This is a genomic window from Streptomyces sp. NPDC002602, assembly GCF_042889445.1.
Lineage (GTDB): Bacteria > Actinomycetota > Actinomycetes > Streptomycetales > Streptomycetaceae > Streptomyces.
Window position 1 is genome coordinate 63,301 of record NZ_JBIAQX010000020.1, and the last position, 18,398, is coordinate 81,698.

General features: G+C 70.8%; 16 protein-coding genes. 10 read left to right on the forward strand and 6 right to left on the reverse strand.

Annotation, left to right across the window (positions count from 1 at the left end):
* Nucleotides 1–37: 37 nt before the first annotated feature.
* The gene (locus ACFYW3_RS34160) at nt 38–1,564 is read right to left on the reverse strand and encodes a peptide MFS transporter (protein WP_389388369.1); all 1,527 of its coding nucleotides are present in this window, start codon (nt 1,562–1,564) and stop codon (nt 38–40) included.
* Between the two features lie 506 nt (nt 1,565–2,070).
* On the opposite strand from ACFYW3_RS34160, the gene ACFYW3_RS34165 reads away from it, so the two are divergent.
* Both ACFYW3_RS34165 and ACFYW3_RS34170 read left to right on the forward strand, forming a co-directional pair.
* Nucleotides 2,071–2,748 carry a response regulator transcription factor gene (locus ACFYW3_RS34165; protein ID WP_053681251.1) on the forward strand — a complete coding sequence of 226 codons (678 nt, stop codon included), beginning with the start codon at nt 2,071–2,073 and terminating at the stop codon, nt 2,746–2,748.
* 13 nt (nt 2,749–2,761) lie between these two features.
* Nucleotides 2,762–4,030: an ATP-binding protein gene (locus ACFYW3_RS34170; RefSeq protein WP_351753878.1), complete on the forward strand. Its 1,269-nt coding sequence runs from the start codon at nt 2,762–2,764 to the stop codon at nt 4,028–4,030.
* Between the two features lie 90 nt (nt 4,031–4,120).
* Here the strand turns inward: ACFYW3_RS34170 and ACFYW3_RS34175 are convergent, their stop codons facing one another.
* The gene (locus ACFYW3_RS34175; protein WP_351753875.1) at nt 4,121–4,696 is read right to left on the reverse strand and encodes a GtrA family protein; all 576 of its coding nucleotides are present in this window, start codon (nt 4,694–4,696) and stop codon (nt 4,121–4,123) included.
* Between the two features lie 305 nt (nt 4,697–5,001).
* Here ACFYW3_RS34175 and ACFYW3_RS34180 point away from each other — a divergent pair, with 305 nt between their 5' ends.
* The 3 genes from ACFYW3_RS34180 to ACFYW3_RS34190 are packed head-to-tail and all read left to right on the forward strand — an operon-like array spanning nt 5,002 to nt 7,834.
* Nucleotides 5,002–6,120, forward strand: a complete 1,119-nt coding sequence (locus ACFYW3_RS34180; RefSeq protein WP_389388389.1) for a 5-(carboxyamino)imidazole ribonucleotide synthase — start codon at nt 5,002–5,004, stop codon at nt 6,118–6,120.
* The gene (gene purE / locus ACFYW3_RS34185; RefSeq protein WP_351753873.1) at nt 6,117–6,653 is read left to right on the forward strand and encodes a 5-(carboxyamino)imidazole ribonucleotide mutase; all 537 of its coding nucleotides are present in this window, start codon (nt 6,117–6,119) and stop codon (nt 6,651–6,653) included. Before ACFYW3_RS34180 ends, purE begins: the two co-directional genes overlap by 4 nt.
* Nucleotides 6,650–7,834: a dipeptidase gene (locus ACFYW3_RS34190; RefSeq protein ID WP_389388370.1), complete on the forward strand. Its 1,185-nt coding sequence runs from the start codon at nt 6,650–6,652 to the stop codon at nt 7,832–7,834. Before purE ends, ACFYW3_RS34190 begins: the two co-directional genes overlap by 4 nt.
* A 94-nt stretch (nt 7,835–7,928) precedes the next feature.
* On the opposite strand, the gene ACFYW3_RS34195 is transcribed toward ACFYW3_RS34190, so the two are convergent.
* Nucleotides 7,929–9,269 carry a UDP-glucose dehydrogenase family protein gene (locus ACFYW3_RS34195; RefSeq protein WP_389388371.1) on the reverse strand — a complete coding sequence of 447 codons (1,341 nt, stop codon included), beginning with the start codon at nt 9,267–9,269 and terminating at the stop codon, nt 7,929–7,931.
* A 250-nt stretch (nt 9,270–9,519) separates the two neighbouring features.
* On the opposite strand from ACFYW3_RS34195, the gene ACFYW3_RS34200 reads away from it, so the two are divergent.
* On the forward strand, nt 9,520–10,692 hold the full coding sequence (locus tag ACFYW3_RS34200) for an acyl-CoA dehydrogenase family protein (protein WP_031147482.1): 1,173 nt from the start codon (nt 9,520–9,522) through the stop codon (nt 10,690–10,692).
* Between the two features lie 92 nt (nt 10,693–10,784).
* On the opposite strand, the gene ACFYW3_RS34205 is transcribed toward ACFYW3_RS34200, so the two are convergent.
* Nucleotides 10,785–10,976: a hypothetical protein gene (locus tag ACFYW3_RS34205; RefSeq protein WP_389388372.1), complete on the reverse strand. Its 192-nt coding sequence runs from the start codon at nt 10,974–10,976 to the stop codon at nt 10,785–10,787.
* A gap of 408 nt (nt 10,977–11,384) precedes the next feature.
* Here ACFYW3_RS34205 and ACFYW3_RS34210 point away from each other — a divergent pair, with 408 nt between their 5' ends.
* Nucleotides 11,385–12,467 carry an NDP-sugar synthase gene (locus ACFYW3_RS34210; RefSeq protein ID WP_351753818.1) on the forward strand — a complete coding sequence of 361 codons (1,083 nt, stop codon included), beginning with the start codon at nt 11,385–11,387 and terminating at the stop codon, nt 12,465–12,467.
* A 141-nt stretch (nt 12,468–12,608) separates the two neighbouring features.
* A complete protein-coding gene (locus tag ACFYW3_RS34215) occupies nt 12,609–13,415 on the forward strand; it encodes a polyprenol monophosphomannose synthase (protein ID WP_389388373.1) in 807 nt (268 codons plus the stop codon).
* A gap of 57 nt (nt 13,416–13,472) precedes the next feature.
* On the opposite strand, the gene ACFYW3_RS34220 is transcribed toward ACFYW3_RS34215, so the two are convergent.
* Nucleotides 13,473–14,822: an LCP family protein gene (locus ACFYW3_RS34220; protein ID WP_389388374.1), complete on the reverse strand. Its 1,350-nt coding sequence runs from the start codon at nt 14,820–14,822 to the stop codon at nt 13,473–13,475.
* Nucleotides 14,823–14,928: 106 nt separating this feature from the next.
* On the opposite strand from ACFYW3_RS34220, the gene ACFYW3_RS34225 reads away from it, so the two are divergent.
* Entirely contained in the window at nt 14,929–15,501 is a 573-nt protein-coding gene (locus ACFYW3_RS34225) for an acyl-CoA thioesterase (RefSeq protein ID WP_389388375.1), read from the forward strand.
* Nucleotides 15,502–15,573: 72 nt separating this feature from the next.
* On the opposite strand, the gene ACFYW3_RS34230 is transcribed toward ACFYW3_RS34225, so the two are convergent.
* Complete coding sequence (locus tag ACFYW3_RS34230) at nt 15,574–16,962, reverse strand: LCP family protein (protein WP_351753810.1); 1,389 nt, start codon at nt 16,960–16,962, stop codon at nt 15,574–15,576.
* A 325-nt stretch (nt 16,963–17,287) separates the two neighbouring features.
* On the opposite strand from ACFYW3_RS34230, the gene ACFYW3_RS34235 reads away from it, so the two are divergent.
* On the forward strand, nt 17,288–18,328 hold the full coding sequence (locus tag ACFYW3_RS34235; protein ID WP_389388376.1) for a glycosyltransferase family 2 protein: 1,041 nt from the start codon (nt 17,288–17,290) through the stop codon (nt 18,326–18,328).
* Nucleotides 18,329–18,398 lie beyond the last annotated feature (70 nt).

Genomic DNA, 18,398 nt, shown 5'->3' on the forward strand with positions numbered 1-18,398 from the left:
GTGTGCCGGGCCGTTCGTCGTGCGGGGTGGGGACGTGTCAGCGCACGTCGCCCATGAGCACCTTGACCTTCTTGCGGTACATGAAGACCGCGACGCCCGCCAAGGCGGCGAGGGTGGCCTCGATGGCCACGGCACCGGTGCCGTTGAGGTTCACGCCGAACAGGGCCGGGTCGGACAGCAGACTGGTGATGGAGTCACCGGCGGTGACGGCCAGGAACCACACGCCCATCATCTGCGAGGCGTACTTGGCCGGGGCCATCTTCGTGGTGACCGAGAGGCCGACCGGGGAGAGGCACAGCTCGCCCACCGTGTGGATCAGGTAGATGCCCACCAGCCACATCGGGCTCACCGACTGGCCGCTCGCGGCCATGCCGAGCGGGATCAGGAAGAAGAAGAACGAGACGGCGATGATGAACAGGGCCATCGCGAACTTGCCGACCGTGGACGGCTCCTTGCCCTTGCGGTTCAGCCACATCCAGACCCAGGCCATGACCGGGGCGAGGCACATGATGAACAGCGGGTTCAGCGACTGGTACCAGGACGACGGGAACTCGAAGCCCAGCATCGAGCCGGAGGCCTTGGTCTCACCGAACGACTGGACCGTCGAGGCACCCTGGTCGTAGATCATCCAGAAGGCGGCGGCGGCCACGAAGAACCAGATGTAGCCGGTCATCTTCGACTGCTCGCCCGCGCTGAGGTCCTTGTCCCGCTTGATGCGCAGCAGGACGAAGGTCGGGACGATCAGACCGATCAGGGTGAGCGGGATGGTCGCCCAGGCCTTGGTGAACATGCCTGCGAGACCGACGGCGGTGTAGAAGACGCCCACGATCGCGACACAGAGGGCGACCTTGCGCAGCCACGAGGTCCGCTCCTCGGCCGACAGCGGCTTCGGGACGACGGAGCTCACGGGGTTCAGGTTCTTGCTGCCCAGCAGGAAGACGACCAGGCCGATGCCCATGCCGACCGCGGCCATCGCGAAGCCGAGGTGCCAGTTGACCTTCTGGCCGACGGTGCCGATGGCCAGCGGGGCGAAGAACGCGCCCGCGTTGATGCCCATGTAGAAGATGGTGAAGCCACCGTCACGGCGCGGGTCGTTCGCGTCCGTGTACAGCTGCCCGACCATCGTCGAGATGTTGGCCTTCAGCAGACCCGAGCCGATGGCCACCAGCGCCAGACCGGCGTAGAAGGTCGTCTCGCCGGGGAGGGCCAGGATCACGTGGCCGGCCATGATGGTCACGGCCGCGATGGTCACCGTCTTGCGGGGACCCCAGACGCGGTCACCCAGCCAGCCGCCGGGCATGGCCAGCAGATAGACCATGGAGACGTAGATGGAGAAGATGGCGATCGCCGTCTTCTCGTCCATCCCTATGCCGCCGCCCAGGCCGCCTTCCTTGGCATCCGGGCCACCCGAGAGCAGGTAGACGAGGAGCAGGGCCTTCATGCCGTAGAAGCTGAACCGCTCCCACATCTCGGTCATGAAGAGAGTGGCCAAGCCACGGGGGTGGCCGAAGAAGGTCTTCTCGGAGGACGTATCCGCCGAGTCCTTCGTCAGGCTGGAAGCCATGGGTCGATCCTTGCTTGCTCGGGACGCGTGGCTTTGTGAGCTCATCGGCGCCCGGTGGGGGGTGGCCGGCACCGGCGACGGAAGTCCCACCCCACGCCCGGGGGTCTCGCCCCACGGGGTGGGAGGCGAAGGAACATCGGTCACCGGGATCCACGCCCTTCGCGCACGTTCGCGCGCAGGGCCCGGCCCACAGGTCATTCACGGTCATCCGGATCGGACAGGACGGTCCGTCACACGAACGTGTGCGAGACCGCCGATCCGCCCGGAACAGAATCGAGGGCCCTTGGCTCGCAATTCGGCACAAAGGTCCCCTGGGTAGTGCATCAGGCGTCTCGCCACCATACGACACGACACTGAGGGATATGGAAGGACTTGAGAGATGGATCACAGGTTTGCCGGGAACCGTTCGGCCATATTCGAAGGCCGTAAGTCCCTCGTGTACCCAGATAGAGAGGGCTCTATCGGCGTGCCACTCCTTTGACCCCGTGCGGACTACCATCACCCACATGACGCGTGTACTGCTCGCCGAGGACGACGCATCCATCTCGGAACCCCTGGCCCGCGCCCTGCGCCGGGAGGGCTACGAGGTCGAGGTCCGGGAGGACGGCCCCACCGCCCTGGACGCGGGACTGCAGGGCGGCGTCGACCTCGTCGTCCTGGATCTCGGGCTCCCCGGAATGGACGGCCTGGAAGTGGCCCGACGGCTGCGGGCCGAGGGACACGGGTTCCCGATCCTCGTGCTCACCGCCCGCGCCGACGAGGTCGACACGGTCGTCGGCCTGGACGCCGGCGCCGACGACTACGTGACCAAGCCGTTCCGGCTCGCCGAACTGCTGGCCCGGGTAAGGGCCCTGCTGCGCCGCGGCGCCACCGAGGCCTCCCAGCCGCCCGCCACCCACGGCGTGCGGATCGACGTCGAGTCGCACCGCGCCTGGATGGGCGAGGAGGAGCTCCAGCTCACCGCCAAGGAGTTCGACCTCCTGCGGGTCCTCGTCCGGGACGCCGGTCGGGTCGTCACCCGCGACCAGTTGATGCGCGAGGTGTGGGACACCACCTGGTGGTCCTCCACCAAGACCCTCGACATGCACATCTCCTGGCTGCGCAAGAAGCTCGGCGACGACGCGGCCAACCCCCGTTACATCGCCACCGTCCGGGGCGTCGGCTTCCGCTTCGAGAAGAGCTAGTACTTACTGAGTCATGCGCCGCCGCCTGATCAACTCCACGCTCGCCGTGGTGCTCGTCGTGATCGCCGTGTTCGGGGTCTCCCTGGTCATCGTCGAGACCCGGACCATCACCAGCAGCGCCCAGGACCGCATCGGGTCCGAGGCGCTGCGACTGGTGGGCATCGTCGAATCGAACGTCCTGGAGAACAAGCCGATCAACCCCGCGGCGCTCGCCGAGCAACTGGACGTCGGCAAGTACGCCCGCATCACCGTCCCGGGGCAGGCGCCCGTCGAGGTCGGCGACCCCATCGACGAGAGCGTCATCCGGGGCACCGCCCACGGCGAGCAGGGCGAGGAAGTGGTCGTCGAGGCGTCCCGCTCGACGGTCACCCGGGAGGTCGGGCGCACCCTGGCCGTGGTCGGCGCGGTGGCGCTGCTGGCGGTCGTGGCGGCCGTACTGCTCGCCGTACGCCAGGCCAACCGGCTGGCCTCCCCGCTCACCGACCTCGCGGAGACGGCGGAACGGCTGGGGTCCGGGGATCCGCGGCCCCGCCACAAGCGGTACGGGGTTCCCGAGCTGGACCGGGTCGCCGACGTGCTGGACTCCAGCGCGGAGCGGATCGCGCGGATGCTGACGGCGGAGCGGCGGCTCGCCGCGGACGCCTCGCACCAACTGCGGACGCCGCTGACGGCCCTGTCGATGCGGCTGGAGGAGATCACGGTCACCGACGACCTGGAGACCGTGCGGGACGAGGCGACCATCGCCCTCACCCAGGTGGAGCGGCTCACGGACGTGGTCGAGCGGCTGCTGACGAACTCGCGGGACCCGCGGACCGGCTCGGCCGTTCCGTTCGACCTGGACGAGGTCGTCAAACAGCAGGTCGAGGAGTGGCGGCCGGCCTACCGCAGCGCGGGGCGGGCCATCGTGCGCTCGGGGAAGACGGGCATGCGGGCCGTGGGCACCCCCGGCGCGGTCTCGCAGGTGCTGGCCACCCTCGTGGAGAACGCGCTCATGCACGGCGGCGGCACGGTCGCGCTGCGTACCCGGGTGACCGGCAACCAGGCGGTGCTGGAGGTCACGGACGAGGGCCCCGGTGTCCCGCCGGACCTCGGCAACCGGATCTTCGAGCGGGCCATCAGTGGCCGGAACTCCACCGGTATCGGCCTGGCGGTCGCACGCGATCTCGCGGAGGCCGACGGCGGACGCCTGGAGCTGCTCCAGACCCAGCCGCCGGTGTTCGCGCTGTTCCTCAGCCGTACCGCGCCGGAGCGCGCGGAAGACCCCGAGCCGACGGTGCGCTGAGCCGAGGGTGCTTCGAGCCGACGGTGCGCTGAGCCGAGGGTGCTTCGAGCCGGGCCGCGGGACGACGCCGGGCCGGACCGGGCGACCGGTCTACTGGGCGGCGGACTCCTGCGGCAGGGGACCGACCGGCGTGACCGGGGCCACCGCGGCGGCCGGCTCGGTCGCGTGGCGTTCCCGCTGCTCGACGACGGCCCCGGCCGCCGGGGGGCGGCTCGCGGGCAGGGCCTTGAAGACCCACGTGCGGTAGGACCAGAAGCGGAAGACGGTGGCGACGCCGATGCCGGCGAACTTGAAGACGTTCGTGGCCAGCCGGCCGTCCATGCCCAGACCGTAGGTCCCCGCGTAGAGCACGCCGCTCTCGATGACCAGGCCGATCGCGCTGAAGAGGGCGAACAGGGGCAGCTCGCGGGTCGGGGGCCGGCTGCCGTCGCCGCCCGACCGGTCCCGGTAGGTGAAGAAGCGGAAGCCGATGTAGTTCGTGCCGATGGCCACCACGATGGCTATCACGCTCGCCCGGACGACCTGCAGGTCGGTGGTCGCACGCAACAGGTTGAAGACACCCAGGTTGACCAGGACACCGACTCCGCCGACGGCCCCGAATCTGAGCGCCTCCCGGGCCAGGCCGCGCAGACGTTCGAGGGCGGATCCGTTCTTCGGCGTGCTCATGTGATCGGTCAGTCCCTGTTCGTCGTGTCCGCGGTATCCGTCGTGTCCGTGCTGTCCGTCGCCGTACCCGTCGCCATGTCTGTCCGTCGCCCCGGTGCGGGGCGTCACCCGTTCTCGTCAACCCGTCCATGTTAAGTGTCGCCCCCGCGACCCGTCCGTGCCTTCGCGTGCCCCGCGCCCCTGAGGCCCCCGCGGCCCCTGCGAGGTCCGGCACACGGCCGGGCCGACGGGTCCGCGCCAGGGCTGCGTCCGGATGGCGCAATACCGACGGATACCCTGGAGAGGTGACGTTCCCGGTAGTCGGCATGGTCGGCGGCGGACAGCTCGCCCGCATGACCCACGAGGCGGGCATCCCCCTCGGCATCAGATTCAAGATCCTCAGTGACACCCCACAGGACTCGGCGGCCCAGGTCGTGAGTGATGTCGTCATCGGCGACCATCGCGACCTGGAGACGTTGCGCGCGTTCGCGCGCGGCTGTGACGTGATCACGTTCGACCACGAGCACGTACCCATCGAACACCTGCGGGCCCTGGAAGCGGACGGCATCCCCGTCCGCCCGGGGCCCGACGCGTTGGTGCACGCCGCGGACAAGGGGGTGATGCGCGCCCGGCTCGACGAGATCGGCGCGCCCAGCCCCCGCCACCGGATCGTGGCCGATCCGGCGGACGTGGTGGCCTTCGCGGACGAGGTCGGCGGCTTCCCCGTCATCCTCAAGACGGTGCGCGGCGGGTACGACGGCAAGGGCGTGTGGTTCGTGCGCACCCCCGAGGACGCGGCGGCGCCCTTCCACGCGGGCGTCCCGGTGCTCGCCGAGGAGAAGGTGGACTTCGTCCGCGAGCTCGCGGCGAACATCGTCCGCTCCCCGCACGGCCAGGCCGTGGCCTACCCGGTGGTCGAGTCCATCCAGGTCGACGGGGTCTGCGACACCGTGATCGCCCCCGCGCCGAACCTCTCCGAGGAGCTGGCGGGCGAGGCCCAGTCCCTGGCCCTGCGCATCGCCAAGGAACTCGGCGTGACCGGCCACCTGGCCGTGGAGCTGTTCGAGACCACCGACGGCCGGATCCTGGTCAACGAACTGGCCATGCGCCCGCACAACAGCGGCCACTGGACCCAGGACGGCGCGATCACCTCCCAGTTCGCCAACCACGTACGGGCGGTCCTGGACCTCCCGCTCGGCGACCCGCGCCCGCGGGCCCGCTGGACGGTCATGGCGAACGTGCTCGGCGGGGACTACCCGGACATGTACGCGGCGTACCTGCACTGCATGGCCCACGACCCCCAGTTGAAGATCCACATGTACGGCAAGGACGTGAAGCACGGCCGCAAGGTCGGCCACGTCAACACCTACGGCGACGACCTGGACGACGTGCTGGAGCGAGCACGTCACGCTGCCGGCTACCTCAGAGGGACGATCACCGCATGAGCACCTCCTCCGCAGGCCCCGTCATCGGCATCGTCATGGGTTCGGACTCCGACTGGTCGGTCATGGAGGCCGCGGCCCAGGCGCTGGACGAGTTCGAGATCCCGTACGAGGTCGACGTGGTCTCCGCCCACCGGATGCCGCGCGAGATGATCGCGTACGGCGAGCAGGCCGACGGACGCGGCCTGAAGGCGATCATCGCGGGCGCGGGCGGCGCCGCTCACCTGCCCGGCATGCTCGCGTCCGTCACCCCGCTGCCGGTCATCGGCGTGCCGGTGCCGCTGAAGTACCTCGACGGCATGGACTCGCTGCTGTCGATCGTCCAGATGCCCGCAGGGGTTCCCGTCGCGACCGTCTCCGTCGCCGGGGCGCGCAACGCGGCCCTGCTGGCCGTCCGGATGCTCGCCGCCCACGACCCGGAGCTGCTGGCCCGCATGCGGGAGTTCCAGCAGGAGCTGAACGAGCAGGCGACCGAGAAGGGCAAGCGGCTGCGGGCCAAGGTCGCGGGCGCGGAGTCCTTCGGGTTCGCCAAGTGAGCGCCGCGCAGCGCCTGGGCGAGGCGCGTGAGCTGCTGGCCGAGCACCCGGTCGTCGACGGCCACAACGACCTGCCGTGGGCGCTGCGCGAGCAGGTCCGCTACGACCTCGACCGGCGCGACATCGCCGCCGACCAGTCGGACCACCTGCACACCGACCTGCCCCGGCTGCGCGCGGGCGGGGTCGGCGCACAGTTCTGGTCCGTGTACGTGCGCTCCGACTACGCGGGCGACGAGGCGGTCAGCGCCACCCTGGAGCAGATCGACCTCGTCGACCAGATGATCGCCCGATACCCCGCCGACCTGGTGCGGGCCCTGACGGCCGACGACATGGAGGCGGCCCGCGCCGAGGGGCGGATCGCCTCCCTGATGGGCGCCGAGGGCGGGCACTGCGTCAACAACTCGCTCGCCACCCTGCGCGCCCTGCACCGGCTGGGCGTGCGGTACATGACGCTCACGCACAACGACACCATCGACTGGGCGGACTCGGCGACCGACGAACCCCGGCACGGCGGGCTGAGCGGCTTCGGCCGCGAGGTCGTCCGCGAGATGAACCGCGTCGGCATGCTCGTGGACCTCTCGCACGTGGCCGCGACCACGATGCGCGACGCCCTCGCGGTCTCCGCCGCGCCGGTGATCTTCTCGCACTCCTCGGCGCGGGCGATCTGCGACCACCCGCGCAACATCCCGGACGACGTGCTGGCACTGCTGCCCGCCAACGGCGGCGTGGCCATGGCCACCTTCGTACCCAAGTTCATCCTCCCCGAGGCCGTCGCCTGGACCCTGGCCGCCGACGAGAACCTGCGGGCCCACGGGTTCCACCACCTCGACACCACCCCCGAGGCGATGGCCCTGCACCGCGCCTTCGAGACGGAGCGCCCGCGCCCGGTGGCCACCGCCGCCACCGTCGCCGACCACCTGGACCACATGCGCGAGGTGGCGGGCGTCGACCACATCGGCATCGGCGGCGACTACGACGGCACGGCCTTCACCCCGGCGGGGCTGGACGACGTGGCGGGCTACCCGAACCTGATCGCCGAACTGCTGGCACGCGGCTGGTCGCGCGCCGACCTGGCGAAGCTGACCTGGTCCAACGCCGTACGGGCGCTGCGCGACGCCGAAGCGGTGGCCCGCGAGCTCACCGCGGCGCGGGGGCCGTCCAACGCGGTGCTCCAGCCGTAGGAGCGCGGGGACGCAGGACGCGGGAAAGGGGGACGGCGCGCACGCCGTCCCCCTTTCTCCGGTGTCCCGGAGCGTCCGCGTCGGACCTTGCCGGTCAGGCCCGGGGGCGGCCCATGGCGCGGTAGGTCCAGCCGGCGGCGCGCCAGCGCTCGGGGTCCAGGGAGTTGCGGCCGTCCAGGACCAGCCGGTCGGAGACGACCTCGCCGAGCTCCGCCGGGTCGAGGTCGCGGAACTCGCGCCACTCGGTGAGGTGCAGCACGACCTCGGCGCCCCGGGCCGCCGCGAGCGCGGAGTCCGCGTAGCCCAGCGTGGGGAAGACGCGACGGGCGTTGTCCATCCCCTTGGGGTCGTAGACGGTGACCTGGCCGCCCTGGAGGTGGATCTGTCCGGCCACGTTGAGCGCGGGCGAGTCGCGCACGTCGTCCGAGTCCGGCTTGAAGGTGGCGCCCAGCACCGCGACCCGCTTGCCGAGGAACGAACCGCCCACCGCGTCCCGGGCCAGCTCGACCATGTGGCCGCGCCGGCGCATGTTGATCGAGTCGACCTCCCGCAGGAAGGTCAGCGCCTGGTCCGCGCCCAGCTCGCCCGCCCGCGCCATGAAGGCCCGGATGTCCTTGGGCAGGCAGCCGCCGCCGAAGCCGATGCCCGCGCGCAGGAACTTCGAGCCGATCCGCTCGTCGTAACCGATGGCCTCGGCCAGCTTGACCACGTCACCACCGGCCGCCTCGCACACCTCGGCCATCGCGTTGATGAAGGAGATCTTCGTCGCGAGGAAGGAGTTCGCGGCCGTCTTGACCAGCTCGGCCGTCGGGAAGTCGGTCACCACCAGCGGGGTGCCCTCCGCCATGGGCGTCGCGTACACCTCGCGCAGCAGCTTCTCGGCGCGTTCACCCTGTACGCCGATGACGATGCGGTCCGGGTGCAGGGTGTCGCCGACGGCGAAGCCCTCGCGCAGGAACTCGGGGTTCCAGGCCAGCTCGACCCCCTCGCCCGCCGGGGCGAGGGCGGTGAGCCGGGCCGCGAGCCGCTCGGCCGAGCCGACCGGGACAGTGGACTTGCCGACCACCAGCGCCGGCCGGGTCAGGTGCGGGGCCAGGGAATCCATCGCGGAGTCCACGTAGCTCATGTCGCAGGCGTACTCGCCGTGCTTCTGCGGGGTGTTCACGCACACGAAGTGGACGTCGCCGAACGCGCCGACCTCCTCCCAGGAGGTGGTGAAACGCAGCCGTCCCGTCGAGCCCGGCATCCCCTCCACGTGCGAGGCCAGCAGCTCCTCCAGCCCCGGTTCGTACATGGGGACGCGGCCCGAGGCGAGCATCTCGATCTTCTCCGGGACCACGTCCAGCCCCAGTACCTCGAAGCCCAGCTCGGCCATGGCGGCGGCATGCGTGGCACCGAGGTAGCCGGTGCCGATCACAGTGATCTTGAGGGGCATGCGTTGCTCCAGGTGTGGCGGGCGTTTGCGGCCACCGAGCATAGGCCGGCTCGCGGACGGGGAGGTTCCCGGGGAGTCGCGGCCCGGGCGGCACACCGGCGGCGGCCGCCGCCGGCGCGCTGTCACGCTGTCACGCAGCTCACGTACGCGTTACATATCGCTGCCGGGACCCCGGACACTAAGATTTGGGTTACTTAACGGTAGTTAGCATCACTGATGCGTCACGCATCACCTTGGGGAGTGAGAGATCTTGGCGGGTTCTGCCGACTTCGACCTGTACCGCCCGGCCGAGGAGCACGACATGCTCCGCGAGTCGGTCCGCTCGCTCGCCGAGGCGAAGATCCTGCCGTTCGCGGCGGCGGTCGACGAGGAGTCCCGCTTCCCGCAGGAGGCACTCGACGCCCTGGTCGCCAGCGACCTGCACGCCGTCCACGTACCCGAGACCTACGGCGGCGCCGGCGCGGACGCGCTCGCCACCGTGATCGTGATCGAGGAAGTGGCCCGCGTCTGCGCGTCCTCCTCCCTCATCCCGGCCGTGAACAAGCTCGGCTCGCTCCCGGTGATCCTCTCCGGCTCCGAGGAGCTCAAGGCCAAGTACCTCGGCCCGCTGGCCAAGGGCGACGCGATGTTCTCGTACGCCCTCTCCGAGCCCGACGCGGGCTCCGACGCCGCCGGCATGAAGACCCGCGCCGTGCGCGACGGGGACTTCTGGGTGCTCAACGGCGTGAAGCGCTGGATCACCAACGCGGGCGTCTCCGAGTACTACACGGTCATGGCCGTCACCGACCCGGAGAAGCGCTCCAAGGGCATCAGCGCCTTCGTCGTCGAGAAGGGCGACGAGGGAGTCTCCTTCGGCGCCCCGGAGAAGAAGCTCGGCATCAAGGGCTCCCCGACGCGCGAGGTCTACCTCGACAACGTCCGCATCCCCGCCGACCGCATGATCGGCGCCGAGGGCACCGGATTCGCCACCGCGATGAAGACCCTCGACCACACCCGCATCACGATCGCCGCCCAGGCGCTCGGCATCGCGCAGGGCGCCCTGGACTACGCCAAGGGCTACGTCCAGGAGCGCAAGCAGTTCGGCAAGCCGATCGGCGACTTCCAGGGCGTGCAGTTCATGCTCGCGGACATGGCCATGAAGATCGAGGCCGCCCGCCAACTGACGTACTCGGCGGCCGCCCGCTCGGAGCGCGTCTCCGGCGGAGGCCCCCACGAGGACCTGACGTTCTTCGGCGCCGCGGCCAAGTGCTTCGCCTCCGACGTGGCCATGGAGGTCACGACCGACGCCGTCCAGCTCCTCGGCGGTTACGGCTACACCCGTGACTACCCGGTGGAGCGCATGATGCGCGACGCGAAGATCACCCAGATCTACGAAGGCACGAACCAGGTCCAGCGCATCGTCATGGCCCGCAACCTGCCGTAACGACCCACTCGACGTCCCGCGACGACGTCCCACGACGACGTCCCACGACGGCCCCGGCGCGGCTCGCGCCGGGGCCGTCGTGGCGCCCGCGCTCACAGCAGGTGGTCGGCCTTGCCGACGTTGATGTCCCGGATCAGCTGCCGGAGAGCGTCGCCGCTGTCGGTGAGGTACGCGTCCTCCTGCCCGGCGACGGCGATGTAGCTGTTCCCGTCCGCGTCGGTGCCCATGCGGTAGCAGTTGTTGCCTTCGGCGCGGAAGGCGTCTTCCCACGCGATGTCCGGCACGGCGGGCTCCTCGGAGTTGGCGGGCGATGCCGTGGACGAAGTCGCGCGAAGCCGATTCGTCGAGGGCATGCTCGTCCATCCAGCTCAAGTGGGTGTCGAACTTCGACAACTGCGCATCGGCGTGCGTGCATTCCGGTCCGTGAGCGCAATCCAACTGGCCGGTGTCCAGTTGGGGCACCGGGCCATGGGCGTACATCACAGCGTGTCCGGCGCCCCCCAGAGGGCGGGTGCGCGCCCGGGAAGCCGGGAGGCCCACGCGTGACGACCTGACCGGTGGGTGGCCTCCGCAACCCGCCCCGAGCACGACATTGAGCCGGAGGCGGCCCCACCTGCCGTCTCCGGCCTTCGCCAGCCCACCAATGGGCTAAATTTGTGCCCTCGTACGCCCGAATCGGTTGGGGAGACACAATGACGGAAGCGATCCTGCTTGTTGGCGGGCAGGGGACGCGTCTGCGCCCTGTGACGGTGAATACCCCCAAACCGATGGTGCCGGCCGCGGGTGTCCCGTTCCTCGCCCACCAGATAGCCAGGGCCGCGGCCGCCGGTGTGACCCACATCGTGATGGCCACCTGCTACCTCGCCGAGGTCTTCGAGCCCTACTTCGGCGACGGATCGGACTTCGGCGTCAGCCTCGAGTACGTCGTCGAGGACGAGCCCCTGGGCACCGGCGGCGCCATTCGCAACGCCGCCCGACGCCTCACCGGCGGCCCGGACACGTCCGTCCTCGTCTTCAACGGCGACATCCTCACGGGCCTGGACATCGCCGGCCTCGTCGACTCGCACCGCGAGGCCGACGCCGACGTCACCCTGCACCTCGTGCGGGTCGAGGACCCCCGCGCCTTCGGCCTGGTGCCCACCGACCCCGACGGGCGGGTGCTGGCCTTCACCGAGAAGCCGGAAACCCCCGAAGAGATCGTCACCGACCAGATCAACGCCGGTTGCTACGTCTTCCGCCGCAGCGTCATCGACTCCATTCCGGCCGACCGCGCCGTGTCCGTCGAGCGCGAGACCTTCCCCGGCCTGCTCACCTCCGGGGCGAAGCTCCACGGCGTCACCGAGGACACCTACTGGCTGGACCTCGGCAAGCCCGAATCCTTCGTCCAGGCCTCCGCCGACCTCGTCCGCGGCATCGTCTCCTCCCCGGCCGTTCCCGGTCCCCGCGGCGAGTCCCTCGTCCTGCCGGGCGCCCAGGTGGCCGACGGGGCCAAGCTGTCGGGCGGTACGGTCGTCGGGGCCGGCGCCCGGGTCGCGTCGGGCGCGATCGTCCACGGCTCCATCCTGATGGACGGCGCGGTCATCGGTTCGGACACCCACGTGAGCGCCAGCCTGGTCGGCGCCGGAGCCTCGGTCGGTACGCGCACGGTGCTGGACGGCGCGGTCGTCGGAGACGGCGCGATCGTCGGGGCCGACAACGAACTCCGCGCGGGAGCGCGGGTGTGGTGCGAGGCCGAACTGCCCTCCGCCTCCGTGCGCTTCTCCTCCGACCGCTGACCGCTGACCGCTGGCCTCCGACCGTTGACCTCCGACCGCTGACCGACGCCGGCGAGTCGACAACCCCAGTGAGCCGATCTCAGTAAGCAGCCAACCCCCGTAAGCCAACCCCAGTAAGGCGATCCCAGTGAGGCGACCCCGGTGACGGCCGAGCAGCAGACTTCCCGCGCGGCCGACGCCGCGTCCACGCGGCTCCCCGACGCATGGGCGCGGACCCCGCTCACCGTGGTGATGCCCACCTACAACGAGGCGGGCAACCTGCCGGGCATGGTCGAGCTGCTGATGGGCCTCGACCAGCCGGGCCTGCGCCTGCTGGTCGTCGACGACTCGTCGCCCGACGGCACGGGCAGGATCGCCGACGAGCTGACGGAGGGCTTCCTCACCGAGGACGGCAAGCCGCGCATGTCGGTCCTGCACCGCACCGCGAAGGACGGCCTCGGCCGCGCCTACGCCGCCGGCATGACCCGGGCCGTCGAGGAGGGAGCCGCGTACGTGCTCCAGATGGACGCCGACGGCTCCCACCCGGCCGCCAAGATCGCCGAGTTGCTCGGTGTGGCCCGCTCCACCGGAGCCGGCCTGGTCGTCGGCAGTCGGTACGTCCCCGGTGGCAGCCTCTCCGATGCCTGGGGCGCGCACCGCAAGCTGCTGTCCCGCTGGGCCAACGCCTACGCGAGCACCATCCTCGGCACCCGCGTCCGCGACATCACGGGCGGCTTCAACCTGTGGAGCGCCGACGCGCTGAAGGCGATCGACCTCGCGTCGATCGGCAGCGCCGGCTACAGCTTCCAGGTCGAGATGAAGTACCTCGCCCTGCGACGCGGGTTCCAGGTGGTGGAGGTGCCGATCCACTTCGAGGACCGCACCATCGGCGAGTCCAAGATGAACCTCGCCGTCCAACTGGAATCCATCGCCATGCCGTGGATGCTCCGCGCGCGCTCCGGCGAGTAGCCGGGGGCGATCCCGGGGCTCGCGCCCCGGGATCGTCAAACCCTTCCGGCCACGGCACTAGCGCGATTGGACGGTGACCTTCTCGTCCTTCTGGATCTGCTGGACGAGCTGCTTCACCTTGGCCTTGTCCCAGACCAGGTTGCCGCCGCGCTGTCCGGAGATCGGCATGTTCATCGACACGCCCTCGCCGCCGCTGACGCCCTTCATCGCGAAGAACATCTGGCCCATGTCCCACAGGGACATGTCCTTGTCCACGATCAGCGTCTCCAGACCGGCGCCCATCACCGGGTACAGCTGGAAGGGGTTGAGGACCGTGCTCGGAGTGGCGGCCTGACTCGCCAGCGAGGAAAGGAACTTCTGCTGGTTCTTCGTCCGCTGGAGGTCCGACTCGGCGAACGCGTACCGGGTGCGGACGAAGGCCAGCGACTGCTCTCCGTTGAGGGTCTGCTTGCCCGCCTTGAAGTCGGCCCCGGACTTCTCGTCCTTGAAGCCCTTCTCGATGTCGAGTTCCACGCCGCCCAGCGCGTCGACGATGTTCGCGAAGCCGGCGAAGCCGATCTCGGCGTAGTGGTCGATGTGCAGGCCGGTGTTGTGCTCCACCGTCCGCACGAGCAGTTCCGGTCCGTCCTCGGCGTAGGCGGCGTTGAGCTTGACCCGCCGACCCTGCCCCTTGAACGTCTTGCCGGACTGCGAGCCGACGAAGGAGGGGATCTCCACGTCCGAGTCGCGCGGCAGGGAGACCATGGTGTTCCCGCTGGAGCACTTCGCGAGGATCATCATGGAGTCCGTGCGCTTGCCCTCGGCGGAGCCGGTGTGGAGCTTCTTCTTCTCCTCGGCGGACATGCCCTCACGGCTGTCGGACCCGACGATGAGGTACGTCGTGCAGTCGCCCTCCTTCGGCCGCTCGATGACCTTGGACAGGTCGACCTCGCGGCGCACCTTGGAGTCGGCCCAGAAGTAGGTGCCGATGCCCGTGACCAGAAGCGCGGAGACCAGGACGATCGCGCCGATCTTGATCTGTCGGGCGCGGTTCGGCGCCGGGCCGGGGGAGCGGCCCGGGCGGCCGGGGCCGGCCGGGGGTCGGCCGTCGCCGCCGCCGGGGCCACCGGGGGCGCCCGCGGGAGCCCCGTAGACCTGGCCGGTGTTGTAGCCGCTGTCGTAGCCGTACCCGTCCGGGTTCTGTGCCTGCGGGGGCACCCCGTACGCCGGGGACTGCGCCGGCGGAGGGGGCGTCCCGGGGCGCCGCGTGGGCGGCGGAACCTGGGGCCGAGCGGGCTGCTGCCGCTGGATGTGCCGCATCCGCTGCGGACCTTCCGGTTGCGCCTGAGCGCTGCCGCGTCCGTACCCGTCGTCCCGGCGACCGCGGTCGTCGCGGTCTCCGGTCCACCCTTCTGGCCAGTCATTCATGCGGACAAGAATGCACGCCCCGGCGTGTCGCCCGACAGCCCGGGGCGAACTTCGTTCCGGTGCTGTTGCAGAGCTGATGCTTCCGATACCGCTTTAAGGTGTCCATATGACAGACACAGCGGGCGATACGGCGGGTGACAGGGTGGGTGACCCTGCGGGCGATCCTGTGGGAAAGCCCACCTCCGCCTCCCGGACGACCCTCAGCCACATCATGACCGCGAACGACACCAACCTGCTCGGCACGGTGCACGGTGGCGTGATCATGAAACTGGTCGACGACGCCGCCGGCGCCGTGGCAGGCCGGCACTCGGGCGGTCCCGCCGTGACCGCCTCCATGGACGAGATGGCCTTCCTCGCGCCGGTCCGGGTCGGGGACCTGGTCCACGTCCGGGCCCAGTGCAACTGGACCGGCCGCTCCTCCATGGAGATCGGCGTACGGGTCCTCGCGGAGCGGTGGAACGAGTCCACGCCCGCCACCCAGGTCGGCAGTGCCTACCTGGTCTTCGCGGCCGTCGACGCCGAGGGCAAGCCCCGCACCGTCCCGCCGGTGATCCCGGAGACGGAACAGGACGAGCGCCGCTACCAGGAGGCGCAGATCCGTCGGACCCACCGGCTGGCCCGGCGGCAGGCCATCACGGAGCTGCGCGCGCGCCGCTCCGCCGAGGGCCTCGACGAGTGACGTCCGCCACCACCCGGGCGCGGTCCCGGGTGGAGCCCGGGGCGCGGCGGCCGCGGCGGCCCGGCCCCGGTGCTACTGCCCCGGCTTCGCGCACACCACCTGGTCGCCGGTGACCACCGCCGCCGCTCCGCCCTGGTACGGGTCCTCCGCCCGGACCGGCACCACCTTCTTGTAGTCCGCGCCCGCGATCACCAGCACCGTCCGTCCCTGGCCGGCGACCGCCCGCAGCTCGCTTCCGGGCAGTGCGGTCGACACGGTGCGGGCCGAGCGGTCCCAGCGGGGGTCGTACGACACGACCGTGCGCTTGATCTCCCGGCTGGCGCCGTTGCCCGGGGCCCGGGTGGTGTCGAAGCCGGTGGCCCGCAGGCCCTCGTCCACCCGCCCGCCGAGCCCGTCGATCCGGGTGCCGTTCTCCACCTGGACCCGGATCTGCCCCGGAGGCACGTCCACCGCCACCGCGGGCCGCGGCGCGGGGCGACCGGGCCGGGCGGGCTGGAGAGGCTGGTCCCGGCGTACCGAGTCGAAGAGCTTCGCCGCCTTCGCCCGGTCCCATTTCACGGTCGAGCCGATGCCCTTGACGCTGTACGAGGGGTCGCCGACCGGCACCGAGGCGAACTCCGATGACGAGGGCGTGAAGTCGCGCATCGCCTGTCCCAGGGCCAGCATCTGTTCCGAGCCGAAGCCCTCGTCGGCCCGGACCGAGCCCAGCAGGGTCGAGCTGACCTCCTTGAACTTCACCGGGTTCAGCAGCACCCCGCCGCCGGTGGCCTGCTTGATCAGCGCGGCCACGAACCGCTGCTGGCGCTGCATCCGGCCCAGGTCGGAGGCCCCGTCCACATGGCGCGAGCGCACGTACTGCAGGGCCTGCCCGCCGGTCAGCCGGTGTGTGCCGGGCAGCAGGTCCAGGCCGGTGTTGGCGTCGCGCATGGGCTTGGCCGTGCAGATGTCCACGCCGCCCATCGCGTCGACGGTCCTCATGAAGCTGGTGAAGTCGACCTCCAGGTAGTGGTCGATCTTCACCCGGGTCATGTTCTCGACGGTGCGGACGGTCAGGTTGGGGCCTCCCTCGGCGTAGGCCGCGTTGAGCTTCACCCCGTGTGCCTTGTGGTCCTTGCCGGTGGTCAGGTCCCGGTGGGCGGGGACCTCGGCGTAGCTGTCCCGGGGGAGGCTGATCACGCTGGCCCGTTCCCGGTCGGCGGACAGGTGCACCAGCATGATCGTGTCGGTGCAGTGGCAGGGGGCGCCGCCGAGGCGGTACTCCCGCTTCTCCTCCGGGGTGATCTTCTCCCGGCCGTCCGTGCCGACCAGCAGGAAGTTCACCCCGTGCCCGGCCTGTGGGCGGTTCTTCATGTCCTTGAACGGGTCGACCCGTTCGATCCCGGTGTCCAGGCCCGTCATCACGGCGTGCCCGACCGCCCCGGAGCCGAGCACCACGATCGACACCCCGGCCGCGAGCCGCACGCCCCACCGGGGCTTGTCCCCCCGCCGGCGCGCCGGACCACCGCCACCGCGACGCGACGTGCGCTGCGACTGCCGTGGCCTGGCGGGACGGGTGGGACGGTGCGGCTGGGGCACGGGGGACACCTCCGCGGGGACGACCGGAACGGCTGGGGCTTCCGGGGCTTCTGTTGCGAAAAGTCAGGTAGGTGGGGATGACGACCGATTTGGCAGATCGTCAGAACAGTAGGCCCATACGATCAGCATCTGTCCGTACCGCTCGTCCGCCGCGCACCCGGTTCCCCCGTACGCGGTAACGTGACACCGATACCCGACCGTGAAGGACCACATGCCCGCCCAGCAGCCCGCAGTCTCGGTGATCATGCCGGTGCTCGACGAAGAGCGCCATCTGTGCGACTCCGTCCGCCACATCCTCGAACAGGAGTACGCGGGCGAGGTGGAGGTGGTGATCGCGCTGGGGCCGTCCACGGACCGCACCGACGAGATCGCCGCCGAGCTCGTGCGCGAGACCGCCTCCCATCCCCGAGCGCGCGTACACACCGTCCCGAACCCCACCGGACGCACCCCCGCCGCCCTCAACGCCGCCATCAAGGCCTCGCGCCACCCCATCGTGGTGCGCGTCGACGGCCACGGCATGCTCTCCCCGAACTACATCGCCACCGCGGTCCGTCTCCTGGAGGAGACCGGCGCGCAGAACGTCGGCGGCATCATGCACGCCGAGGGCGAGAACGCCTGGGAGGACGCCGTCGCCGCGGCGATGACCTCGAAGATCGGTGTCGGGAACGCGGCCTTCCACACCGGCGGCGAGGCCGGCCCGGCCGAGACCGTCTACCTGGGCGTCTTCCGCCGGGAGGCCCTGGAACAGCAGGGCGGGTACAACGAGGAGTTCATCCGCGCCCAGGACTGGGAGCTGAACTTCCGCATCCGCGAGGCCGGCGGACTCATCTGGTTCTCGCCCGAGCTGAAGGTCCGGTACCGCCCGCGGCCCTCCGTACGGGCCCTCGCCAAGCAGTACAAGAACTACGGGCGCTGGCGCCACGTCGTGGCCCGCTACCACTCGGGCTCCATCAACCTGCGCTACCTCGCCCCGCCGACCGCCGTCTGCGCGATCGCGGCCGGCGTGGTCGCCGGCGTGGCCGTCACCCCCTGGGCCCTCGTGGTCCCGGCGGGCTACCTCGCCGCGATCGTCGCGGGCTCCGTGCCGGCCGGCAAGGGACTCTCGCTCAAGGCCCGGGCGCAGATCCCCGTCGCCCTCGCCACCATGCACATGTGCTGGGGCTTCGGCTTCCTGACCAGCCCGCGGGCGCTCGCGAACAAGGTCATCGCGAGCCGCCGCCCGTCGGTGCGCCGGGACACCGCGGAAGTCTGAGCCGAACCGGCCCACCGGAACCCGAAAGGGGTGGCCCGGTCCCTCGCGGACCGCGCCACCCCTTTTCCCT

Bases quoted from the DNA above. Each gene is read 5' to 3' on its own strand.
- ACFYW3_RS34160 (WP_389388369.1), bottom strand. From the start codon at position 1,564: ATGGCTTCCAGCCTGACGAAGGACTCGGCGGATACGTCCTCCGAGAAG.
- ACFYW3_RS34165 (WP_053681251.1), top strand. From the start codon at position 2,071: ATGACGCGTGTACTGCTCGCCGAGGACGACGCATCCATCTCGGAACCC.
- ACFYW3_RS34170 (WP_351753878.1), top strand. From the start codon at position 2,762: ATGCGCCGCCGCCTGATCAACTCCACGCTCGCCGTGGTGCTCGTCGTG.
- ACFYW3_RS34175 (WP_351753875.1), bottom strand. From the start codon at position 4,696: ATGAGCACGCCGAAGAACGGATCCGCCCTCGAACGTCTGCGCGGCCTG.
- ACFYW3_RS34180 (WP_389388389.1), top strand. From the start codon at position 5,002: ATGGTCGGCGGCGGACAGCTCGCCCGCATGACCCACGAGGCGGGCATC.
- purE (WP_351753873.1), top strand. From the start codon at position 6,117: ATGAGCACCTCCTCCGCAGGCCCCGTCATCGGCATCGTCATGGGTTCG.
- ACFYW3_RS34195 (WP_389388371.1), bottom strand. From the start codon at position 9,269: ATGCCCCTCAAGATCACTGTGATCGGCACCGGCTACCTCGGTGCCACG.
- ACFYW3_RS34210 (WP_351753818.1), top strand. From the start codon at position 11,385: ATGACGGAAGCGATCCTGCTTGTTGGCGGGCAGGGGACGCGTCTGCGC.
- ACFYW3_RS34220 (WP_389388374.1), bottom strand. From the start codon at position 14,822: ATGAATGACTGGCCAGAAGGGTGGACCGGAGACCGCGACGACCGCGGT.
- ACFYW3_RS34225 (WP_389388375.1), top strand. From the start codon at position 14,929: ATGACAGACACAGCGGGCGATACGGCGGGTGACAGGGTGGGTGACCCT.
- ACFYW3_RS34235 (WP_389388376.1), top strand. From the start codon at position 17,288: ATGCCCGCCCAGCAGCCCGCAGTCTCGGTGATCATGCCGGTGCTCGAC.